The organism is Paenibacillus sp. URB8-2 (assembly GCF_013393385.1).
In the GTDB taxonomy this organism is placed as follows: Bacteria; Bacillota; Bacilli; order Paenibacillales; family Paenibacillaceae; genus Paenibacillus_AQ.
Genome location: NZ_AP023239.1, coordinates 2,961,370 through 2,981,474, shown reverse-complemented (window position 1 = coordinate 2,981,474; position 20,105 = coordinate 2,961,370). Strand labels below are relative to the sequence as shown.

Below are 20,105 nucleotides of genomic sequence, written 5' to 3'. Positions count from 1 at the left end.
ATCGGTCCCTCTCAGGCGTGCTGATCGCTAGGAACGGAATCGTCTAATGGAAAGCTGTCAACGTAATCCGAACCGAATTTGCACAATTGGGTTAGCAACGGAATCAGCCGCTGGCCTAGCTCGGAGAGCATGTATTCGACCTTGGGCGGCGCAACGGCGTACACTTTTCGGATAATAAGCCCATCTTTCTCAAGCTCCCGCAATTGCAGGGTCAGCATTTTTTGCGTGGTCTCGGGCATCAGCTTCTGCAATTCGTTGAAACGGCAGGTCTTGTGGGATAAATAGCTCAGGATCAAAATCTTCCATTTCCCGCTGATGAGTCCGAGCGTAATTTCAGTTGTGCACGCGTACTCCTGGTTTCTGAATTTGATCATGCGTTACCTCATTTCATTAATCTGACTATTAAACTAGTGTTACATTTAATTATAGCAAAACAGAATTGAAATTAACAAGAAAGTTTGCATTATTTCCGACTTTCCAACCCTGAAAACATTAATTTATATGATGAAGGAGACTACTCCAATGATGAGAAATTCAATTCGATCCGTCCCACTGCTGCTGACTCTATCCATCCTCTTGTTCTTGTCGGCTTGCGCCCAGGGTAATGAACGCTCCGACTCCAACCCGTCGACGCCCAATCCGACGGAAACCGGGGCGAGCAGCGGCGCTGCTGTCTATCCGATCCAGACCGACAAGACGTTAAGCTACTGGCTGCAGTCGCCAACCACGCTGAAACCGAGCATCCAGGAGGTCCCCTTTTATCAGGCATGGCAGAAGCGGACCGGTGTGAAGATTCAATTCGCCGAGGTGTCGAGCGCGCAGGCGAAGGAGTCGTTCAGCACGCTGCTCTCTTCCGGCAACCTGCCCGACATTATCGAGTATAACTGGCTGAATGCACCGGGTGGTCCGGAGAAAGCGCTGAACGACGGTTATATTTTGAGACTGAACGACTTGATAGACCAGCATGCCCCCAATCTGAAGAAATATCTGAAGGATCACTCGGAACTTGACAAGATGGTGAAAACAGACAACGGCGATTACTACGCGTTCCCTTTTCTCAAGGAAGGAGGAATGACCCAGCAGTGGGCGGGACCTGTGCTGCGCAAGGATTGGCTGGCGGAATTGAAGTTGGACGCGCCCGCGACAATCGATGAATGGCATACCGTGCTGACAGCCTTCAAGGAGAAAAAAGGATCCGCCGCGCCGCTTTCCCTCGGCAGCCAGACGAATCCGCTGCAGGGCTTTCTCGACGGCGCGTTCATCGGAGCCTTCGGCGTCATCCGCGATTTCTATGTCGACGACACCGGCCAAGTGCAGTATGGTCCGCTTCAGCCGGGATACAAGCAGTTCCTGACAACGATCAGCCAGTGGTACAAGGAAGGGCTGCTGGACCGAAACTTCACCCAGACGGACCGCAAGGCGCTCGACGCCAATATGACGTCCTCAGGTTCCGGGGCAACGGTATCTTCCGGTGCGAGCATCGACCGATGGGAGAAGGCCCTTGCCGCTCAGGACCCGAATGCCAAGTTCGTTTTCGCGCCCTATCCGGTCCTGAAGAAAGGCGATACGCCGGAGTTCGGGCAGCTGGCATGGCCTTACGGGGCGGAAGCCAGCGCGGCAATATCCGCCAAGAGCAAAAACCCTGAACTCGCTGTACAGGTGCTCGATTATGCGTATGGGGAAGAGGGCTACCGCTTTTTCAACTATGGTACGGAAGGCGAAACCTATGCACTTGAGAACGGCAAGCCGAAGCTGACGAATCTGATCACAAACAACCCGGACAAGCTGTCCTACGTAGAAGCGCTCGCTCTCTATACCCATACGGTCAATCCGGGTCCCTATGTAGAATCCCGGGAGTTGATCGACAACCTGGCCGTCACGAATGAGGATCACAACTATGACATCTGGAAGACCGACAACCTGAAGCACGTCATCCCGCCGTTGACGATCGCAGCGGAGGATTCGAGCGAGTATGCGCGCATCATGAGCGACGTGAACACGCTCGTCGACGAGACCACACTGAAGATTATTCTCGGAGCGGAACCGATCAGTGCTTATGAAGAATTCGTGAAGGAGCTCGAGTCGCTAAATATCAAACGCGCCATCGAAATCCAGCAAGCCGCGTATGACCGCTTCCAGCAAAGGTAGGGTCTCGTCCGTGGAACAAAGACCGGCATCAGACACCCGTCAGAAGAAAGTTCAGGGCCGGATACTGCGGCCCGGCATCGCCTCGGATTTCCAACGCAACAAGCTGCTTTACCTGATGGCGCTTCCCATCGTGGGTTACTACATCGTATTTTTCTATTGGCCGATGGTTGGAGCGGTCATTGCCTTTCAGAATTTCTCGCCGATGAAAGGCATATGGGGCAGCGAATGGGTCGGCCTGGACCACTTTTACGCGTTCGTCAATGGTCATTATTTCTGGCGGTTGCTGCGCAATACGCTGCTGCTGAGCGCTTACTCTCTGTTGTTTGAGTTTACAACACCGATCGTACTGGCCTTGCTCATCAATGAGGTGCGCAGCCGCCTTTTCAGGAATGTTGTCCAGACCGTCTCGTACATGCCCTATTTTGTTTCATTGATCGTCGTCTGCGGCATTGTGAAGGATCTGACCAGAAGCGGCGGGCTCGTGAATCTGGTCTACACGTTTATAAGCGGAACGGACGGCCAGGATATGCTTCAGCAGCCCGGCCTTTTCCGGGGCGTCTATGTACTGTCGGAAATTTGGCAGCGGGCAGGGTGGGAATCGATTATTTACATGGCTGCGCTGACCGCGATTGATCCGAAGCAATACGAGGCCGCCCGCATCGACGGCGCAAGCCGGCTGCGTCAGATGTGGAGCATCACGCTGCCTGGTCTTGCACCGACGATTATCATCATGCTGATTCTGCGGCTCGGGTACATACTCGAGGTCGGCTACGAGAAAATCATCCTGCTCTACAACCCCGTTACCTACGAGACGGCGGATGTGATCTCCACTTTCGTATATCGAAAAGGGCTGATCGACTTCGACTGGAGCTTTAGCTCCGCAGTCGGTCTCTTTAATTCCGTGATTAATTTGGCCGTACTCCTGTTTGCGAATGCCTTGAGCCGCAGACTGAGCCGAAACAGTTTATGGTAAGGAGGAACCTATGCGCTTATCCGATCGTTTATTGGACGTTGTCGTCTATACGCTGCTGGCGATACTCATCGCGGTCACATTATATCCGCTTCTCTATGTGCTCTTCGCTTCACTCAGCGACGGGGATCGGCTGCTTGCCCATCGGGGGCTTCTCTGGAAGCCTCTCGGATTCGTCACATTTGCGTACGAGCGTGCTTTATCCAACCCGGCCGTCTGGACGGGTTACTGGAACACGATCCGGCTGGTCGCCGGCGGGGTCATCCTAAATTTGACGATGACCATTTTGGGGGCTTACGTCCTGTCAAGGCGTAACGTGCTGTGGAATAAGGTTCTGATGATTTTCGTGGTCGTGACGATGTTCTTCAGCGGAGGTATGATTCCGTTCTATCTGGTCATCAAGCAGCTTGGCCTGATGACCGGCGTGGGGGAAGCGCAAAAAATCGGCGAAACGATCAAAATGCGACGATCATCATCGCCACCGTGCCTGTGCTGTTCGTGTATCCGTTCCTTCAACGTTTTTTCGTCAAAGGTGCTCTGGTCGGTTCTATCAAGGGGTGATGACGAACCCGTGTACGGAGTCGGTTGCTAAGGACATTCCTTTAATATGATTACTGTTAGTACGGAAGGATAATTAAATCGGAGATGTATTGGCGGAATTAGCAAAGAGGGGCGGTGAACCCCTCTTTTTTGTTGAATTAATGTTGACTTGACTCTTGAATTAAACTATGACCGCAGCAAGGCGATCAGGTGATTACAAGTCAATTCATATGTTCTTTTTTTAAATAATAATGAGTTGCGGAGGTTGATGTTCAAATTTCCCGAAATCACTCGGCTAGTCAATGTACAATTTTTTTATCGATTTTTCAATAAGCATAAGCAATTGTTTGAATGAGAGTAGGACAGACACAGATTGTAGCTTTTCATCTGAGCCGGGGTGTGCACAACGGCAAGCGGGCGCCGGCGTCGCAGCGGGCGGGCTGTCAGAGAGGCGTCATCTTCTTTCGTGAAAAACGTCGCAACCAACTGAAGCATAGCTTCCATAGAAGCGAGCTGCCCGCCGCCGACGAGGGTGAATCAGGAGAGTTCTGTGAGGCGGGTGGCGTTACCGCCGCAGGAGGACGGGGCGAAGATTCGTCGGAGTTGTCAACGTAGGACCGCCCGGGCGAACCGGCGGATTTCCGGATCATCTGTAAGCTAATGCGCCGTATGATGAGCTCGTAGCCAGTTGTAGCTGTCAAATGAAATAAAGTATTAGAATTGTGGGCTTTCCGAATAGCTATCGATTTCCCAAAAGATTTCGAATTAAATAATTATATAAGTTCCTATATCAAAAAACATGATTATTAGGCTATGAAAGGTGTAAGAGGACAAGAACATATACTTAATGAAATCCGCGCTGGGCGCGGTTTTTTTGATTTATGGATACATGTTCTTGTCCTTCGCTCGGGACAAGAACATGTATCCATTGCCGCGAATCATGTATGTGAGGATCTGTCCACTGTTTGGAGGAATTGGTCATCGGGAAAATTCATAACAAAAAAAATCATACAGTTATTCACAACAGCTGCTCAAATTTCCAGAGTGGCTGCTTTTTTATATAAATTGTATTAATATATGTCACAAATCGATGAATGACGTTCGTTATATAGTTGGAAGAAGAAACGGAGGTGATTCTTTTGGAGCAACGTAACCCCGGGGGCCAAGTGAATCCAAATCTAATCGAAGCAGCGATTCATAAAGTGCGTCAAGGTGAGCGACAAGACTATGCAACTGTCATCAGAGCATATGAAAAACAGATCTACACCTATTGCTATTACCTTTTGAGAAGCCGTGAAGAAGCAGAGGATGCGGTGCAGGACATTTTTGTGAAGGTATATCAGCAGCTTGAACGGTATGAGAAGCAAATATCTTTTTCGGCTTGGCTATATAAGATAGCTTATCATCATTGTCTGGATCAGCTTCGCAGAAATAAGCGCGACAAACGAATGCTGTCCCTTTATGAAATGCATCTGAATCGTAATGGGGATGTATCGCAGGACGAATCGCTGGTAGAAAGCCTGTTGGTAAATCTCACATCGGAGGAAAGCGGGCTGTTGATTCTTCATGCGGTGGAACAATACAGCTTTGAAGAAATCGCCCAAATTACCGGCCGCAGATCGGCGGCTCTCCGGAAGAAATATGAACGGCTACGCAAGAGACTGATTCAGCAAAAAGAGCATAAAGGAGGTTACCATCATGGAGAAGTGGCAGACTCCAAGTGAAGTTCTAATCGATGAGGAAATTCGCCGGAGTATTGGAAAGATGCAGTTGCCGGTAGAGAGCTACAGTGAGCAAATTATGAACCGTATAGAGCATGCGGAGGCAAATATTACGCCAAAAGGCGGACTGATAAGGAAGACAATAGCTGCTGCAGGTGCCGCAGTAATACTCGGAATATGCACAATAGCTGCAGGATTCATCTCCCCTGCGTGGGCAGACACATTGCGGCAGATTCCGATGCTGAGCAGTATATTTGAACACACAGAGGATCCGGGACTCAAGCTGGCTGCCGAACAAGGAATGACGACTACCCCCGGTTTGAGTGTGACGCATGACGGGGTGACATTAAGCGTTACAGAAGTATTTTATGACGGTACCCGGATGGCCATTGGTTTCGAGCGAAGTGGAATTGCGGATGAACGGGTGCTTGCCCAAATCACAGATTTCGCGACCCACGATTTCGACAAATCAACCAAAGGTTTGTTGGGGATTCCTAGCGTAACCTTGCCGTCGGGGGAGGTTGTTGAGTTCGGATCATCTGCAACAGGCGACGTAGAGGGGCGGCCGAACACGCTATTATTGGAACTGAATGAGCTGAAAAACACAGCGAAATACGGGGATGAGTTCACGGTTCATATCAGTGTACCAGTTGCACAAGTCGCAGAGCCGTTTGAGTTCCAGACAAATGTGAAGAAGGTGACAGAGGGAGTAATCAATCTGACTCCAAACCAGGGGGCAAGCAGAGGCTCCTTCAGCTATAGTGTTAAAAATCTGGACATCACGCCGGCCACCATCCGTTTGATGATAGACAGCAAGGGAGAGGTGCCTATAGCGCCGGAGCAGACGGGTGAATATGCCCCGACTATAGTCTTCTATGAGATTGTGGATGAAGAAGGTCACGTCATCAGCCCGAGACAGATGGGATATCCTAATGGCAGGGTGTCACCAATCGCTGCTTCTGTGGATAATCTATACGACACGTTCCCGCAGGTGCCCAAGACGATTACAGTCCGGCCTTATACGTGCACGTTTGATCAAAAGCTGAATCTCTTAAAGGATGCCAATGGCGAACGACTGAAAACCTATTATAAAGACCTGGAGACCACTATAGTTATTCCTTGATTCAGTTAGGCTATAATAAGAGAAAGAAACCTAGACAAGTCCGTAGCTGCTGCGCAGATGCGGACTTGTCTGTGTTACTTGACGAATGTTCTTGTCAGAGCCTACGGATGGTCTAGAAAATTTCTTGTATTTTATACAACGATATGAGTGGACTGAAGCACCTGAATTACCAATTAGGAAACTTATATATCAAGAAGATGACCTAAGTTAAACCCAAAAAAAGACGAAGATTATAAACCGGTCTCTGATACTGTTTGGGAACAAATATAAAAGACGAATCTGGGGAAATTTTTCATTTCACAGCCAATGGGTTTTTATATACATATGTACAAAATATGGGTTTTGTGAATATATCCAAGAGAAACCGTGTAACACCGCTGGTTTATCGATCCATGTCCAGTAACATATTAAATACGAACTTTAATAACATACGCCTTAAACTATTATAGAAGAATCCATTCCTTATCTCTGGAGTGGATTCTTCATTGGTTTATGAAGTTTATCCTTTATATGAATACATTTTTTCAAGTGTAAAAAAATATGTCTTGTTGCAGGCATCAGCATTAGCCCAGCTATGCTTTTTTTGCTCCAATAACCGGCTAACCAACTCGCATTTTGCGTAACGGCATTTTCATCAAACAATCGTTTGATTCTCTTTGGGTCAACCTTTTCTTTTAATTGTCCGGGAGTCAACATCGATATTATTTGTCGTGTGTGCTTTCCGACGGCTGTTCTATATGCCAATAATGATTCAAAATTTATACTTGAACTTAGATCAACAATGTCCTCTTCGCTCATCTCATTACCAGAATGTAAAAATCTAGTATTCATTTTTTCAAACCAATTCCCAGCACAAAGAACTTGTTGATCATCAGCGACCAAAATACTCATGGTCATGTCCTCAATTCGTGCAATGTGCCATAGGTGCCATGCAATGGAATTTTTCGTATTAGGGATAGTTACTGGATACTTTCTCAAGCTTTTTTCAGTTAAATTTTCAACAACTACATCTTTTAGTGTTTGCTTACCCTCATTTCCAACCTCTGAAGAGTGTAACCAAGCATGTAGTGAAAGAAATAAATGAATCGCTTGAGAATATTCTTGAGGTTTTGAAATGATTTCATTTAATTCCCTATGGTTTTCACTCCAAGCTCGTTGTTCGTCCAAGTCCATTGAAATCAACCCGCCCCTTTTGGCTTTGGTCTGTATCGTTATATTTTTTCAACTGGGAAGTATAACGTCAATTCGCCATTATTATCTTTGGGATTATAAAATTCTTGAATCGCTCCAACGATCGAGAAATTATTTTGTGGTAAATAAGCGTTAATCGTATATTTAAAAGTTTCTTGATAAGAATCTTGTGTACATTTAATTACAAAATACTTGAATGCTGGAATGGTCCATTTGGTCCAGCCAATCGGTGCTGTAGCTTCGTCAGTAACTTCACATCCAGCTAAATATTTTCCTTCCTCTTTCCATCTTTCAAATTTCTCATCAACATCACTCATAGCACCCCATATTCCAGCAATGTTACCTCCAGCATCCAACTTAGCAAGATTACTTATCTCTGCAAAGTTACTGTTGGCCTCTTGCCATAATGGTGGTATCCACTTTGGGCCTTCAATTGCCGGCCCCTGCCCCATTTTACCAATAACTGAGAATTGTCGTTTTTCAATTATTTCAACCACTTTTCTTCCTCCCTCGTATACAAAGTTAAAAACTATCGCTAACCCCACAAAAAGGGTGCTTTCAAAGTAGCCGTGAAACCGTGTCACTTATGCGCAACAGGGATCCAGACTTCACAATATCTCTTCCCGCCCTCCGCAACTCCATACATTTCGAGTTGGGGGCCGGATAACGGTTCATAAGAGGAAATTGGGAACCATTCGGTGTAGATACGTTTCCATAAGATTTGAATATGAGCAACCTCTGTTGTGAATACAGCCCATGTTAACGTAGGAATATCCACAACTGTATAATCTTCTGTATTCAAATGGCCGGACTCAGGCATGAATCCACAAATCATATAGGGAAAACGGTTGGCTTTTTCTTCCCGGTGGCACATGACAGCATTCACCGGCATGATTCCACTGCTGAATTTGTTCCATACCCTGCCTGACGCTTGTCCTATCCGTTCTACGGTGCCGTCGCTCAAAAGTCTTTCCCACATCTGTGGTATACATCTAAGATTCTCCCCATTCTCTATGGAGAAGATTTCCTCTACTCCGAAGACGGTGAAACCCTCCTTTTCGATAATTTTGTAGTTCATCTCTTCTTCTCCTCTGATCGTAATATGAAAAGAGAGCCGGGGATAAGACTTCAGATAGATTCCTTTCTGGCGTGCTAAAGTGGGGGTGACTCCATGTATTTTCTGAAAAGCACGGGTGAATGCTTCAGGAGACTCATAACCATACTTCAACGCCAGGTCAATGACCTTGATTTCGCTTTGCTGCAGCTCGAAGGCTGCGAGTGTCAAGCGTCTTCGCCGAATATATTCTGATAAAGGGATCTCCGTCATGAACGAAAACATCCTTTGAAAGTGGTAGACGGAGCAACAAGAAATTCCTGCTGCAGTGTTGAAGTTGATCTCCCCCGCCAGGTTGTCTTCGAGTTGGTTAAAGAAAACGCAAAAGGCCGCGTTAAGCGCGGCTTTTTGCGTTTATTTCGTGGCCAAAAAACATCGGGCTTTTGTTACTAATCCGACTCTTTAACAGTTAATTTTAGCCATCCTTCCCGCACACTAATATCCTGGGCGGTTGCGAAATCTTTATGATCGGTAGGTTTGATGGGATATTGTTGTGTGGGCCACTCTTCACCGGAAGATTTGGTCCGTTCGATCCACGTCCAATTTCCAAGAGTATCATTTGGTTTGGGATAAAGAATTTTTGGGGTCTGATCATCCGTTGTGAAGGCTGTCAGAATCGGGCCTCCCTGGAACAGGGTTTCCAGGATGCCAGTATTATCCACACGAAACTTCTCCGGCAATTCCAATTGTTTCTCTGGAATTAGCCCGGCGTTCAGATGTATTGGAGCAGTCGGGTCCATAAGGATAGTAATGGTTTTGCACTTCAATGATTTGGATATTTTCAGCCGAAGATAGGCTTTTCTATTTATGGGGTCCTGCAAATCCGGTTCGCCAATGACTTGGATATATGTGCTGTTCTCTCTGTCTGGTCCGGTGTAAGCATGAACGGCATAGAATTTTGAGTAATCGTCTCCTTCATAATAACCCAGTATACCGGAATTGAGCTTTTCGGAATTTCCGACTCCGATCGGCAATTCCAATCGATAATACGGATGCTGGTCCCTGTCCGAATTGTAATTCTTGCCAGAATCGTGAACCGGTAGCATTGGACAGTCCAATTCCAAACCCACCTTAACTCTTGTCAAAACTAGCGGCCTGCCCAAAAAGACGGCCATATTCCGGGCAAATGATCTTCCCTTCGGTTCAATCATCCACAGGGTTTCATCGATGGACTGTTCAAGAGCAAGCAAAGCTGAACCTCCCGCAGATTCAAGCCCGATTAGAACCTGTCCCAATATATTATAAGAATCCTTCAAGGATTGAAGCGTTGTAAAAGGAACATCCGGCGCCGGTTCCCAATGAACTTTGCTAGTTCTCCCGCTCCCGGCAATCCGGACTTCGCCCAGCACCTGTCCCTGCGGCGAGTATACCAGCAGTCCCCGGTCCAAATGATTGGGAAGTATCCAGCCGCAGACTGGATTGACATTATAATCCAAATTATATTCTTTGCGATCGTCTTTGGCAGACACCCAATTCACATTCAAGAGCATCGGTTGAGCCAACCTGGGCTTAAGCTCCACCACTCCGTTAATGGCAGGCTCGCAAGCCAATGACTGCGCGACCAACGGATCATTTCCGGCTAGAGACACCTGCTCGAGTTGTCCAAAACGGTCAATGATATCTAATTGTTCCAATCGAAAATGTCCTGAAATGATGGATTGAAACGAAGATGAAGGCGCAAAAGCCTGTTTATCCGGTATCACCCTTGAATCTTCTCCCTGAAGAATCTCGTCGATATCATGGGCAACCGGATGTGCCTTTACATCACGAAGAATGAGCTGGTCCAGCAGACCTTCCAATGCTTGGGACAGCACTTTCCAAGATTCCAACCGGCGCTCAAACCGCGCGGCATTTGAGTTGCTTTCAGCTAAATCCTTTCGTAATTGACGGATTCTGTCTTCAAGGTAACCTATCGCTTGAGGCCCCAACCATGTTCTCCCTGTCAGGATCTGTGCTTGACTCGTCATTGGCTCAGTCTTACATACATATTCTTCGCCTTGGAATTCCCAATTCACTTCGTTGAATGGCATAGGAAACCACTTCAGTTTCCATTCAAGAAAGATCGGTTCCCATGGCAAACTCCACGGTTGGGCTTCATCCATTTGAAGCAAATCCAGCATCGCTTCATATAATCCATGCGGAAGCCCATCATAATTCCCCGGAAACTGATCTTCGCTGAAAGCATATTGTTTTATTTTACAAAAAGGCAGTCGGCCCTCCCGATCGGTCAATGTTTCTTTGATCCCGGTGATCAATACGGCAGGATCTTGAGGACGCCAAAAACGGGGAAGACTATTTGGTATCAACATTTTGTCCTTAAAGGTATCTGCGAAGTTCCGATAAAGGAAATCAACCTTCTCTGCTTGAGTTTCGAATTCGAGAATCATTTGCCCTAAGCGGTAAGCGTAACTTTGCAGTTCACCGCTCTCTGATTCACGTCCTTTATATTTATAGCGCCATTTCCACCAAACCTCGTATAGTTCTTGCTTCATCTTTTTGACTTGTCTATACATCCGTTCCGATTTTATCTTTTCTCTGTTCAATTCGGATAATTTCCGGTCTGCCCTGTCACGATACGGATCTTGCTGAACCGCAAATGGTTGTTGTTCTTCTCTGTAGGTCCAATTCCAAATGCTTCCTCCCGGAAGCTGCTCAAAGCCGGTTTGGTGAATCTTTATATCCAGCGTGTCTGTTCCATCCGGTTCTTCAAAGGTCCTCAATTGATTATACATGTGAGTTTCCAGTAAGTTTGATGGGGATAAGCCCTCTTCTTCTTCCGATTCTAAAGTAAAAGCCCCCAACATCTCGGAAAAAGCATCGACAGATGTCATGCCGACCGATACAAGATGCCCGGCTGATTGACGAGGAATGCGAGATGATGCAGCTTCCCTCTTCCACGACAATCCTTTAACTTGACCATATATAAAGGTTCGATTTGCGAACATAGTAACATCCCCATCGATGCGCCAATCTAATTCGCCGAGCTTCTCAATGAATTCTGAAACGGACCGGATTTCATGCAAGGGATCTCGGTGCGGGTTATTAAACCAGCCAATCACAACATACTCCAGAGTTCCTTCATCAATCCCGTTTAAAGGGTCAATCATGGAAAATACGTCTATGCAGTTGGGCTGGTACGCAGCGAAGGAAGGATCTCCCGGCCCCATCACGGTTAATTCCTCAAGGTAGTCTATTGCCGGATTCGGCGTCCGTTCCGGTAAGGGGATCGTGATTCCGATTCGTTCCGCTCCAAAATCGGAAGACCAGGGACTTCCCGCACTGGGTTCATTATGCAGGGCGTCGCTTTCCACAACCCAGTAACGATATGCGCTTGGGGAATTCCCAGCTTGCTTCCGCACAACGAGCCATCGGTTAGGCACCGTTCGGTATTCGTGGTCCCCGTCAACCAATTCCACGGCATTTCGAAATGCTTGGGGAAGTGTCCAATGCAGGTAGACCCCCATATCGGATCTGTCCATGACTGTCGGCTGGAACGGTCCGGGCTCTGGAGACAACCACTCTTTATGATTCATTGTAAACCGGCGGAAAGGCTGACTATTCAATGTGTTGGAATCTACCGGTAAGGCTTCAACGACCATTGGGACTAAGCAGATCGTCTCTTTTTCCATAATTGTAACATTCCCCTTTCAGAACAAATGAGGTGATTCAATGTAAGGTCAACAGCGCATAATCTGGTGCATCTAACAATTGAAGCGCAAATGTTGAAGATCCCCAATTCCCAGCACCTTCAATTCGAGCAAGTTCATTCTCCAAATGTTCTTGCAGTTTCCCAATATCCAAAACGCCCAGATCCTTGTCCCTCCAATCTGTATCTGTGATAAAGTAGGGAACCGATAGACGGCTGCCTAATTGATCAACCTGCGTGTTGTTTGTACTTCTAAGGTCTATGGTGAACGCCCCGTTATCGTCGACATCAAACCCGAATCGCTGCTTCTCGCAAGGTTCGGTTAGGGTAATGGTCAAAGGTTCTTTCTCAAACAAAATCAGTTTGATTTGCTCTTGAAGCTCCACATGCACAGCCATTACTTCTTCACTATTAATGTATCCTCTGATTTTCACATCCGGGTAATCCGAGATCAGAGCCGAATGTATGATTAGCCCCAAACGGTTATCTACCTTATAATCAAGTTGGCTTCGAATGTAACCGTTAATCGCCTGATCCCAATCCGAGTGAACACCGATGCTTAGCGCGCCATCGAGCATGCTGTCCATCCAGCTGAGGTCCAATCGAAACAACCGGGCACTTTCCGGGGGAAGCAATTGATGGTGTGGAACAAGATATGGAAATGCGATGTGCTTCAGGTCTTGCAATTGGTTTAAATAACTGACAACGTCCCATTCTTCCTGGGTCTGCAGCTTGTGAAAATACTCAGTGATTTTCTTCGCATCATTTCCAGTCTCATTAATGACTTCCCGGATTGCTTGGTAAGGATCTTTCTTGTTCGTGCGTCTTTCTTTGCGCCATTTCCTGTGGTACCTGAGCTGCGGCTCCTCCTCCCGATATCCCGCCATCGCATCGTTCACACGGAATGCCCAGTCCGATTCAAGCCCCTCTTCCAGTTTCGTCCACAGGTCTTTCTGCTCTTTGTGCTTCAAAGGATAGGATGAAATTTGACTGCTCATAAATTGTGCCGCGTATTGCCTGCGAAGCACACAAAGATGCTCGGCAAACTTGTGATTGGCAAGAGCCGCCGCTTTACCGAACTGGTACGCAACCGCCCAGGAGACATCAAATAAACCCTTCTTGTCGTCGTATTGCAGCAGCTGAGAGGAGTTCCAGTAGCTTACATGGGGTCTTGATTTAGGATCAGTTACCGCTAGACCTGGTCCGACCATCCAAGCCATTGTCTCTTCCCCGGTTTTGGTATGGGACAATACGGGAGAGTAGCCGTCGAATAGACGTTGGCGTATTACCTCCGGGGCGTTCGGGTCCGCATGACCCGCATGGCGCAGCCACGGATCCGCCTTCATCCCTTCTAAAAGATTCCCGGCTAGAGCGGAAAAGCTTTTATTTGCCGATTTATACGATGTAAATTTCCAATGATCGAGAACAATAAACCGGACAAATGGTTTAACAGGAAACGTCCCTCTTAGACATTGTGTGTGTCCCTCTAGCGAAACCAGGTAGGCGTAAAACTTTTGCTGTGGGAGTGACCCCGCAACTTTTGGCACCCTGTTGGAGATTATCACAGCGGCGCTCTGATCCGATGAGGGGACTGACACTCGAACATTCGCCAACCAGGAAACTTCGTGTTCAAGGAGGAAAATTTGGCTTAGCACTCCTGTTTTGATCACGACGGATTGGCAAGGGGACTGGTTTTGTTCCGTTTCTCCTCTATTGATCGCAGGCGGCTCAATGTCCGGATACAGTCCGGGATCAAAAGTGTCTTTTACGGACATAGTTACCGGCTTCCCGTCCCCAACCCATTCATCCTCTCTAACAAGAAGAAGAGCTAACCATGGAAGATCGTTCACCCCGTCGTCCGGCCATCTCGCCCAGGGCAAGGCTGGATTGGAAAGAATTAGATGGGGAATCGTTTGCTCGTACTGTCCTTCCATAATCGGATGTTGAATCCCTAGATTGTCCGCCGGCAGTGTAAATCGGGGGGCGTCAATGAAGAAATTCTGTACCTGATCCATTTTCTTGTCATTTTGGTCCCAGGATACATTCTGCTGGATGGAAATGGTATATTCTCCTGCCTTCAAGGACGGAGAGATCTTATCGTAGATGGAGACAAAGTCTGTATTAATCACGCTTTTCCGTTTCATTCCTATACCTCCCAGATTGCAAATGCCGCATTCCATAAGAGAGGCGGTTCCACGAACAGCCAATCGGCATGGTCCGCCAGTTTGATCAAGTCATCATTTTTTCTGGAAGGATATAAACCCGCATTGTGCAGATATTCACTAATAAGGGTCCGCTCGGCTGCTACGGAAGGGTCCGTTATTGTGCTTTTAATCCGATCACGGGAATCCTCACGGTACTCTATAGAACCTAAGAGCTTCGACAATTCCGATGGGGGCAACGTTACTTCCGCTACTTTCTCAGGCGTATATTTACTTTCGATCCGGATGCCGCCTCGAAAGGCTGCAATCTGCGGAGGAGGTAAGGCCTCAACGCCCACATTCTCTTCAATGGTTTCTTTTGAAATTATGCCTGGACGGAACGAAACCTTCTCCTTCCACCACATGGCTTTGGGAATTCCTTTTCTGACGACGGACAGGTTATTCCGGTCCAAATCGATGACTCCCCGTTCTTTATGTCTCAAGGACAATTGAAGGCTGGAGTGGGTGATGGGTTTGCCAAGAGGTCTTATGCTCAAGTTTCCGTCATACGGATCGTCCACTATCGATTCCCATGCTTCGCTGCCGTCACTGTTCTTTTTCAATACGCTGAATTGTTTGTACGGAAACTCGGATTCAATAGTGAAGGCGAAGTTATCGGGCCGGATCAACCATTTCTCTTTGTTTGCATCCGATTCGGAGGGCGTCCGTCCGGTGATTCCGCTTGAAGCCAGAATACGCAAGGGATTATCCGGGTCAGGAAGCATATCCATAAATTCTTTCTCGTTCATATCATCGAGCAGCAACTGTTTATCTCTTTTATTTTCTCCAAAGGAAATAGGAATGTTGCAGGCAGAGCATTTCAGCAGGACCCTTCCTCCAGTAGGCGGGCCCCATAGTTCGAAGCGGGTTTCGAATTCAATTTTGAGAAACTTCAGTAATTTTCTTAGTCCCTTCGATTTTGACTTCACCTGACCCCGAACGGTAACCCCTACGATAGCGTCCAAATAGAAGGGCTTCCACTCCAAAAGGAAATCCGCGTATGCGGTAAAGCCGAGATAAATGTTGTTCTTATCATAGGCGAGCTCGAAGCTTCCACCACCCATCGTACAGGAAGGGGTTAAAGCAAAGTAGGAACTGCCCTTCAGAACAAATCCCCCGATATCCCAGCTTAGAGACAACCGCTCTAAAGGAGGGTAGTGACTCGGAACAGAGAACTGGGGATGATAGCCTCCGAGAGAAATAACAAAATCTCCATTATTCTCCTTGCCGTACCAGAACCAGGCCGCAAATTCACCGGCGAGTTTACAGTTTTTACTGTACAAATAAGAATCTTCCGACAACGTTGAAGATATACCTGCAAATCCTAACGCCGGTTTCCATACACCTTTTATGAGAGCTTCAACATGAACAAATTTGTCTGCCCCTTTCTTTTTCGGCAGATCCAACGCAGACCTTCCAAGCAAAATCAATTCAAAATCTTTGCTCATCTGGCCAATCAAGATCATGCTCGATTCAATCAACTCGAAGGAATTAAACTGTAATCCTACCGCGAGCCAATTCGATCCCAATTCTTCAATAATCATCTTTTTATCGGAGAGCGCAGATAAGACTTGATCCATATTGTTGTTGTCGCCGTGATCGAGCAAAGGAACTTCTTGGACTTTGTCCACGGGAGGTTCAACGAATCTCCGATTAATCCCAAAGCCGAGACTGACCCCGGTAACGTACATATAAGGAGGGCCCCCTAAGGGCTCATTCAACCGGGCATAGATAAACAGGGAATCGGCGCCATCCGTTTTCCCGTATTGTCCTATCGCGCTTAAGCTTCGCTTCAGCGTCTCGACCGTCGCTGTTCCTGAAAACCGCGTATTCGACTCCATCAGCAGCCCGCCGCTAATAGTCATAGGGTCCAAATCATAAGACAGCTCCATGCCTTTCAAAAAAGTTTTGATGTCGGAATCATCGGGTGGAAGTGGCTGGATGAATGGAACGGTTACTTGTAAATCGTTGAGATCCAGTTCAACGCCAAATAACGACAGCAGCCCGTCCGTCTTGAATGCAAATTGAAAATCCATGCCTTCGATCCCGATTTTCTTAAGGGTTATCGGGCCAAACGTACGCTCAACGGGATACCAGACTTCGGTTTTAAAGTGGATTTCACTGCTGATTCCATCTAAATAAAACGCATTGGGGTCAGGCTTATACAGAATGAGATCCCAGTCTTCTATTTGTCCAAACAACGCCGTAGTCCCGTATATTCGAAGACCCGGCAGCAGTTCACGCTCAGGGAATAATGGCTCTCCAAAACATTGGTTCCATCCTTTCACCATATCTTCACTGGCGGTATTCATTCCAAGATGAAGGTAAGCCATCCCTTGCAGATGAGCCCCGATGCCTTTCAATTCATCAACCGATTTTCCGAAAAGCTTCATCTGAGATAAATTCATGATTCGTTCATAATGAATGGCGACGGCAAACTGATCCTTTTTATCCGGATCAAACTTCATTATGCCAACTTTGATGTCTGGATGATCCTGTAGCCTGCCTTTTACGCAGTAAGGGGGGTCAACGGTTGGAAGGGTAATATCCGAAAGAGTCAAATCGTATTGCGGGGGAATCGGAAAGTTAGGAGGAATAACAATATCCAGCTTTACAAGCAACTCAGACAACAGCATTTGTTCCACACTTAACGGAATGTCCGTTCTCATGATGTACCTCCCTTTCGTAACTTGTACAAAAGTATCGTCCCCTCCCCCTTGTTTTTTATACAAAATATGTAAAATTGATTTGAAATCGCATTCACAATGGGGTTGTTTTTTTCGATTTCTTAAAGTGTGCGTCCGTCTCGGTCAAAATCTTTAAGTATCGATATTCTGCTGTTGCAAAATCATTTTCAGTCCGTTTTTATTAATTAGCAAATCCTGGAGTGTGTATTCGTCAAGCACTTGCAAATACGCATTCAATGCTCTCCCAAGAACGCCTTTCAGACCGCATACCGGGGTGATCGGACAATGGTTTCCAGCGGGATTGAAACATTCGACGAGGTGGAAGTCGTCTTCCATCCTCCGAATGACTTCACCGATGTTGATATCTTCGGGTGCATGTGCCAGCCGGATGCCGCCTCCCCTTCCTCTCACCGTATCAATAAACCCCGCCTTGCCGAGTTCATGTGCAACTTTCACCAAATGATTTTTGGATATATTATATGCATCCGATATTTCCTGAATGGTTGACCGTTCAACTCGCTCCTTCGTCCCCAGATAAAGAAGAATTCGTAAAGAAAAATCGGTGTACATGGTAAGCCTCATTTTTTACCCTCCCATCGGGCATTATAGTATATGATCATTGTTACATTTCCGCCTTGATATTTTGTCCATTTTGTTAAAGATGTATTTTGAATATATCTTTAAATTTAGGATAAGCTTATAGTAGATCTATAGAAATGAAAAAAGGAGTGACTTATCATATTATCCCAAGGAACAAGAGATATCGTCAAATCGACAGCACCTGTCTTGGCGGAGCACGGCACAAAAATCACATCGGTGTTTTACCGGAATATGTTTGCCGCTCATCCTGAACTTCTAAACATTTTCAACCATGCAAACCAGGCTCAGGGCCGCCAACAGGCAGCACTCGCGAATACGGTATATGCGGCGGCAGTCCATATTGATAACCTGGAGAACATTCTGCCTGCCGTTGTCCAAATCGCACATAAGCACGTCAGCCTCGGTATCAAGGCGGAGCATTATCCGATCGTCGGCCAGCATTTGCTGGAAGCGATCAAGGAAGTATTAGGCGATGCGGCAACGGATGACATTCTGGGCGCATGGGCGGAAGCATACAGTGTCATTGCTGATGCCTTTATAAGCGTAGAAGCAAACATGTACAAAGAATCGCGGGAACAAGAAAACGGCTGGAACTTCTTTAAATCGTTCACAGTTTCGCGGAAAGTAAAAGAAAGCAACACTATCACATCATTCTACCTAAAACCGGCAGACGGCTCTAACGTTCCGGAGTATAAACCGGGTCAGTTCATCTCCATTCGCGTGTCGATACCGGGTGAGAAATACATGATGATTCGTCAATACAGCCTCTCACAAGCTCCAAAACCGGACGAGTTCCGAATCTCTGTGAAACGCGAGGCGGATAATGATCCGAATGGTGTCGTCTCGGGCTTTCTTCACGGGCAGGTCCAAGAAGGAAATACCGTTGAAGTGAGCGCCCCTGCCGGTGAATTTGTGCTTGATGCGACGAAAACATCGCCTGTGGCCTTTATTTCAGGCGGTGTCGGCATTACGCCGATGATGGGCATGCTCGAAACGGTATCGACCACAACGCCTGACCGTCCGACTGTCTTTCTGCACGCTGCGCGTAATGAAGCGCTTGCCGCATTTCAAGTCGATGTGGAAAAACATGCAGCGAGTATGAGAAATGTGAAGTATAAAACGTTCTTTTCGGATAAACCGGACGGCTACATCTCGCGTAAAGTTCTGGAAGAGTTCGTCGATACCACCGGAGAAGTGTATGTGTGCGGACCGGTTCCGTTCATGGAATCCATCATTCGAGAATTGCGGGCGATGGGAATGAAGGAAGGCCAGATTCATCACGAGTTCTTTGGTCCGGCTATGCAAATAGAAAACGGATAACCCTTATAACAAGATATTCGTCAATTATCCGACATCGCCATATAGACATTAAACGGCGGTCTTTCCCCTTTATAGTTTCGGGGAAAGGCCGCCGTTTAGGTTGGTATTACAACGTATAACGGATCTCATACTCACAGTGATCGTCCCCGCATACATTGCACAGGACCTCCCGCACAGTCACTTTTCGCTCAGACACTTTGTTGATAGCGCCCTCCAATATTGCTCCCTCCAGATCGCAAACTATCTTTCCTTCCATGACTGGAAGGCCTTTGCAGAAGCACTCATCAACGGCTATTCGAAGCTTATGCTCGTCCTGATATACTATACTCGGGATGCCGATCTGTAGTTCCTGAAACATCTGCAGGATATCTTCTATTGAAGTGACGGGCAGCGATTCTCCGATTTTACGACCTATTGTTACCGTAGTTGCTTTTCCTCCGAGTGGCAGCGCCTGATACATGCCGATGAGCCGAATCGTCCGAAACAGTTCTAACGGAACATGAGTGCCCAGTTTCTTCCGTCCGATCAATTTCATATCCTCATATGTAAATGTTTCCTTCATGCATATTCCGCTCCTCTTTGTCGACTATCAATAATGACCACATCTTACCATATTGCTTTTTGAGAAGAGTGATTCTACTCACTTTAATAAAATATTGATTTGAATTTCCTTGAACACTTGAGTATTCCTCCATCACAAGGTTGGAATAATGGCGTGAGCGTTCCCTCATTGAACAAATCCGCTTAATTCAAGCTCTCTTTCAGCCGTTGCTTTCTTAGTTTTGTCTTACGTTTTGCGTCCATGCTGCGGAAATATTGTTCAACCCGATGGCCTTGCGGATCT

At 46.9% G+C, this 20,105-nt stretch carries 16 protein-coding genes; 7 read left to right on the top strand and 9 right to left on the bottom strand.

Annotated features, from left to right (window positions below; genetic code table 11):
- Nucleotides 1-11 precede the first annotated feature (11 nt).
- Complete coding sequence (locus tag PUR_RS13655) at nt 12-374, bottom strand: winged helix-turn-helix transcriptional regulator (RefSeq protein ID WP_179035716.1); 363 nt, start codon at nt 372-374, stop codon at nt 12-14.
- Nucleotides 375-522: 148 nt separating this feature from the next.
- Between PUR_RS13655 and PUR_RS13650 the strand changes: the two genes are divergently transcribed.
- The 6 genes from PUR_RS13650 (at nt 523) to PUR_RS13625 (ending at nt 6,502) form a co-directional block, all read left to right on the top strand.
- The gene (locus PUR_RS13650; protein ID WP_232101497.1) at nt 523-2,148 is read left to right on the top strand and encodes an extracellular solute-binding protein; all 1,626 of its coding nucleotides are present in this window, start codon (nt 523-525) and stop codon (nt 2,146-2,148) included.
- Between the two features lie 115 nt (nt 2,149-2,263).
- The gene (locus tag PUR_RS13645; RefSeq protein ID WP_232101875.1) at nt 2,264-3,121 is read left to right on the top strand and encodes an ABC transporter permease; all 858 of its coding nucleotides are present in this window, start codon (nt 2,264-2,266) and stop codon (nt 3,119-3,121) included.
- A 10-nt stretch (nt 3,122-3,131) separates the two neighbouring features.
- Nucleotides 3,132-3,710 carry an ABC transporter permease family protein gene (locus PUR_RS13640; protein ID WP_332107902.1) on the top strand — a complete coding sequence of 193 codons (579 nt, stop codon included), beginning with the start codon at nt 3,132-3,134 and terminating at the stop codon, nt 3,708-3,710.
- Nucleotides 3,711-4,009: 299 nt separating this feature from the next.
- Nucleotides 4,010-4,273 carry a hypothetical protein gene (locus PUR_RS13635; RefSeq protein ID WP_179035714.1) on the top strand — a complete coding sequence of 88 codons (264 nt, stop codon included), beginning with the start codon at nt 4,010-4,012 and terminating at the stop codon, nt 4,271-4,273.
- A gap of 524 nt (nt 4,274-4,797) precedes the next feature.
- Nucleotides 4,798-5,382, top strand: a complete 585-nt coding sequence (locus tag PUR_RS13630) for an RNA polymerase sigma factor (protein ID WP_179035713.1) — start codon at nt 4,798-4,800, stop codon at nt 5,380-5,382.
- Nucleotides 5,357-6,502 (top strand): DUF4179 domain-containing protein, encoded by a 1,146-nt coding sequence (locus PUR_RS13625; RefSeq protein WP_179035712.1) that lies wholly within the window; start codon nt 5,357-5,359, stop codon nt 6,500-6,502. Before PUR_RS13630 ends, PUR_RS13625 begins: the two co-directional genes overlap by 26 nt.
- A gap of 462 nt (nt 6,503-6,964) precedes the next feature.
- Here PUR_RS13625 and PUR_RS13620 read toward each other — a convergent pair whose 3' ends face one another.
- From PUR_RS13620 to PUR_RS13590, 7 genes are all read right to left on the bottom strand, one after another.
- Entirely contained in the window at nt 6,965-7,675 is a 711-nt protein-coding gene (locus tag PUR_RS13620; RefSeq protein ID WP_179035711.1) for a DinB family protein, read from the bottom strand.
- Nucleotides 7,676-7,713: 38 nt separating this feature from the next.
- Nucleotides 7,714-8,190, bottom strand: coding sequence for a GyrI-like domain-containing protein (locus PUR_RS13615; RefSeq protein WP_232101496.1), 477 nt, complete (start codon nt 8,188-8,190; stop codon nt 7,714-7,716).
- An 83-nt stretch (nt 8,191-8,273) separates the two neighbouring features.
- Nucleotides 8,274-9,101: an AraC family transcriptional regulator gene (locus PUR_RS13610; protein WP_269474731.1), complete on the bottom strand. Its 828-nt coding sequence runs from the start codon at nt 9,099-9,101 to the stop codon at nt 8,274-8,276.
- Between the two features lie 95 nt (nt 9,102-9,196).
- Entirely contained in the window at nt 9,197-12,436 is a 3,240-nt protein-coding gene (locus PUR_RS13605) for a hypothetical protein (RefSeq protein WP_179035709.1), read from the bottom strand.
- 37 nt (nt 12,437-12,473) lie between these two features.
- A complete protein-coding gene (locus PUR_RS13600) occupies nt 12,474-14,597 on the bottom strand; it encodes a hypothetical protein (protein WP_179035708.1) in 2,124 nt (707 codons plus the stop codon).
- 2 nt (nt 14,598-14,599) lie between these two features.
- Nucleotides 14,600-17,323 (bottom strand): DUF6603 domain-containing protein, encoded by a 2,724-nt coding sequence (locus PUR_RS13595; protein ID WP_179035707.1) that lies wholly within the window; start codon nt 17,321-17,323, stop codon nt 14,600-14,602.
- A 150-nt stretch (nt 17,324-17,473) separates the two neighbouring features.
- Entirely contained in the window at nt 17,474-17,923 is a 450-nt protein-coding gene (locus PUR_RS13590) for an RrF2 family transcriptional regulator (protein WP_179035706.1), read from the bottom strand.
- 156 nt (nt 17,924-18,079) lie between these two features.
- On the opposite strand from PUR_RS13590, the gene hmpA reads away from it, so the two are divergent.
- Nucleotides 18,080-19,261: an NO-inducible flavohemoprotein gene (gene hmpA, locus PUR_RS13585; protein ID WP_179037908.1), complete on the top strand. Its 1,182-nt coding sequence runs from the start codon at nt 18,080-18,082 to the stop codon at nt 19,259-19,261.
- A gap of 106 nt (nt 19,262-19,367) precedes the next feature.
- Here hmpA and PUR_RS13580 read toward each other — a convergent pair whose 3' ends face one another.
- The gene (locus tag PUR_RS13580; RefSeq protein ID WP_179035705.1) at nt 19,368-19,823 is read right to left on the bottom strand and encodes a V4R domain-containing protein; all 456 of its coding nucleotides are present in this window, start codon (nt 19,821-19,823) and stop codon (nt 19,368-19,370) included.
- Nucleotides 19,824-20,105: the final 282 nt, after the last annotated feature.

Bases quoted from the DNA above. Each gene is read 5' to 3' on its own strand.
- PUR_RS13655 (WP_179035716.1), bottom strand. From the start codon at position 374: ATGATCAAATTCAGAAACCAGGAGTACGCGTGCACAACTGAAATTACG.
- PUR_RS13650 (WP_232101497.1), top strand. From the start codon at position 523: ATGATGAGAAATTCAATTCGATCCGTCCCACTGCTGCTGACTCTATCC.
- PUR_RS13645 (WP_232101875.1), top strand. From the start codon at position 2,264: ATGGCGCTTCCCATCGTGGGTTACTACATCGTATTTTTCTATTGGCCG.
- PUR_RS13640 (WP_332107902.1), top strand. From the start codon at position 3,132: ATGCGCTTATCCGATCGTTTATTGGACGTTGTCGTCTATACGCTGCTG.
- PUR_RS13635 (WP_179035714.1), top strand. From the start codon at position 4,010: ATGAGAGTAGGACAGACACAGATTGTAGCTTTTCATCTGAGCCGGGGT.
- PUR_RS13625 (WP_179035712.1), top strand. From the start codon at position 5,357: ATGGAGAAGTGGCAGACTCCAAGTGAAGTTCTAATCGATGAGGAAATT.
- PUR_RS13620 (WP_179035711.1), bottom strand. From the start codon at position 7,675: ATGGACTTGGACGAACAACGAGCTTGGAGTGAAAACCATAGGGAATTA.
- PUR_RS13605 (WP_179035709.1), bottom strand. From the start codon at position 12,436: ATGGAAAAAGAGACGATCTGCTTAGTCCCAATGGTCGTTGAAGCCTTA.
- PUR_RS13600 (WP_179035708.1), bottom strand. From the start codon at position 14,597: ATGAAACGGAAAAGCGTGATTAATACAGACTTTGTCTCCATCTACGAT.
- PUR_RS13595 (WP_179035707.1), bottom strand. From the start codon at position 17,323: ATGAGAACGGACATTCCGTTAAGTGTGGAACAAATGCTGTTGTCTGAG.
- PUR_RS13590 (WP_179035706.1), bottom strand. From the start codon at position 17,923: ATGAGGCTTACCATGTACACCGATTTTTCTTTACGAATTCTTCTTTAT.
- PUR_RS13580 (WP_179035705.1), bottom strand. From the start codon at position 19,823: ATGAAGGAAACATTTACATATGAGGATATGAAATTGATCGGACGGAAG.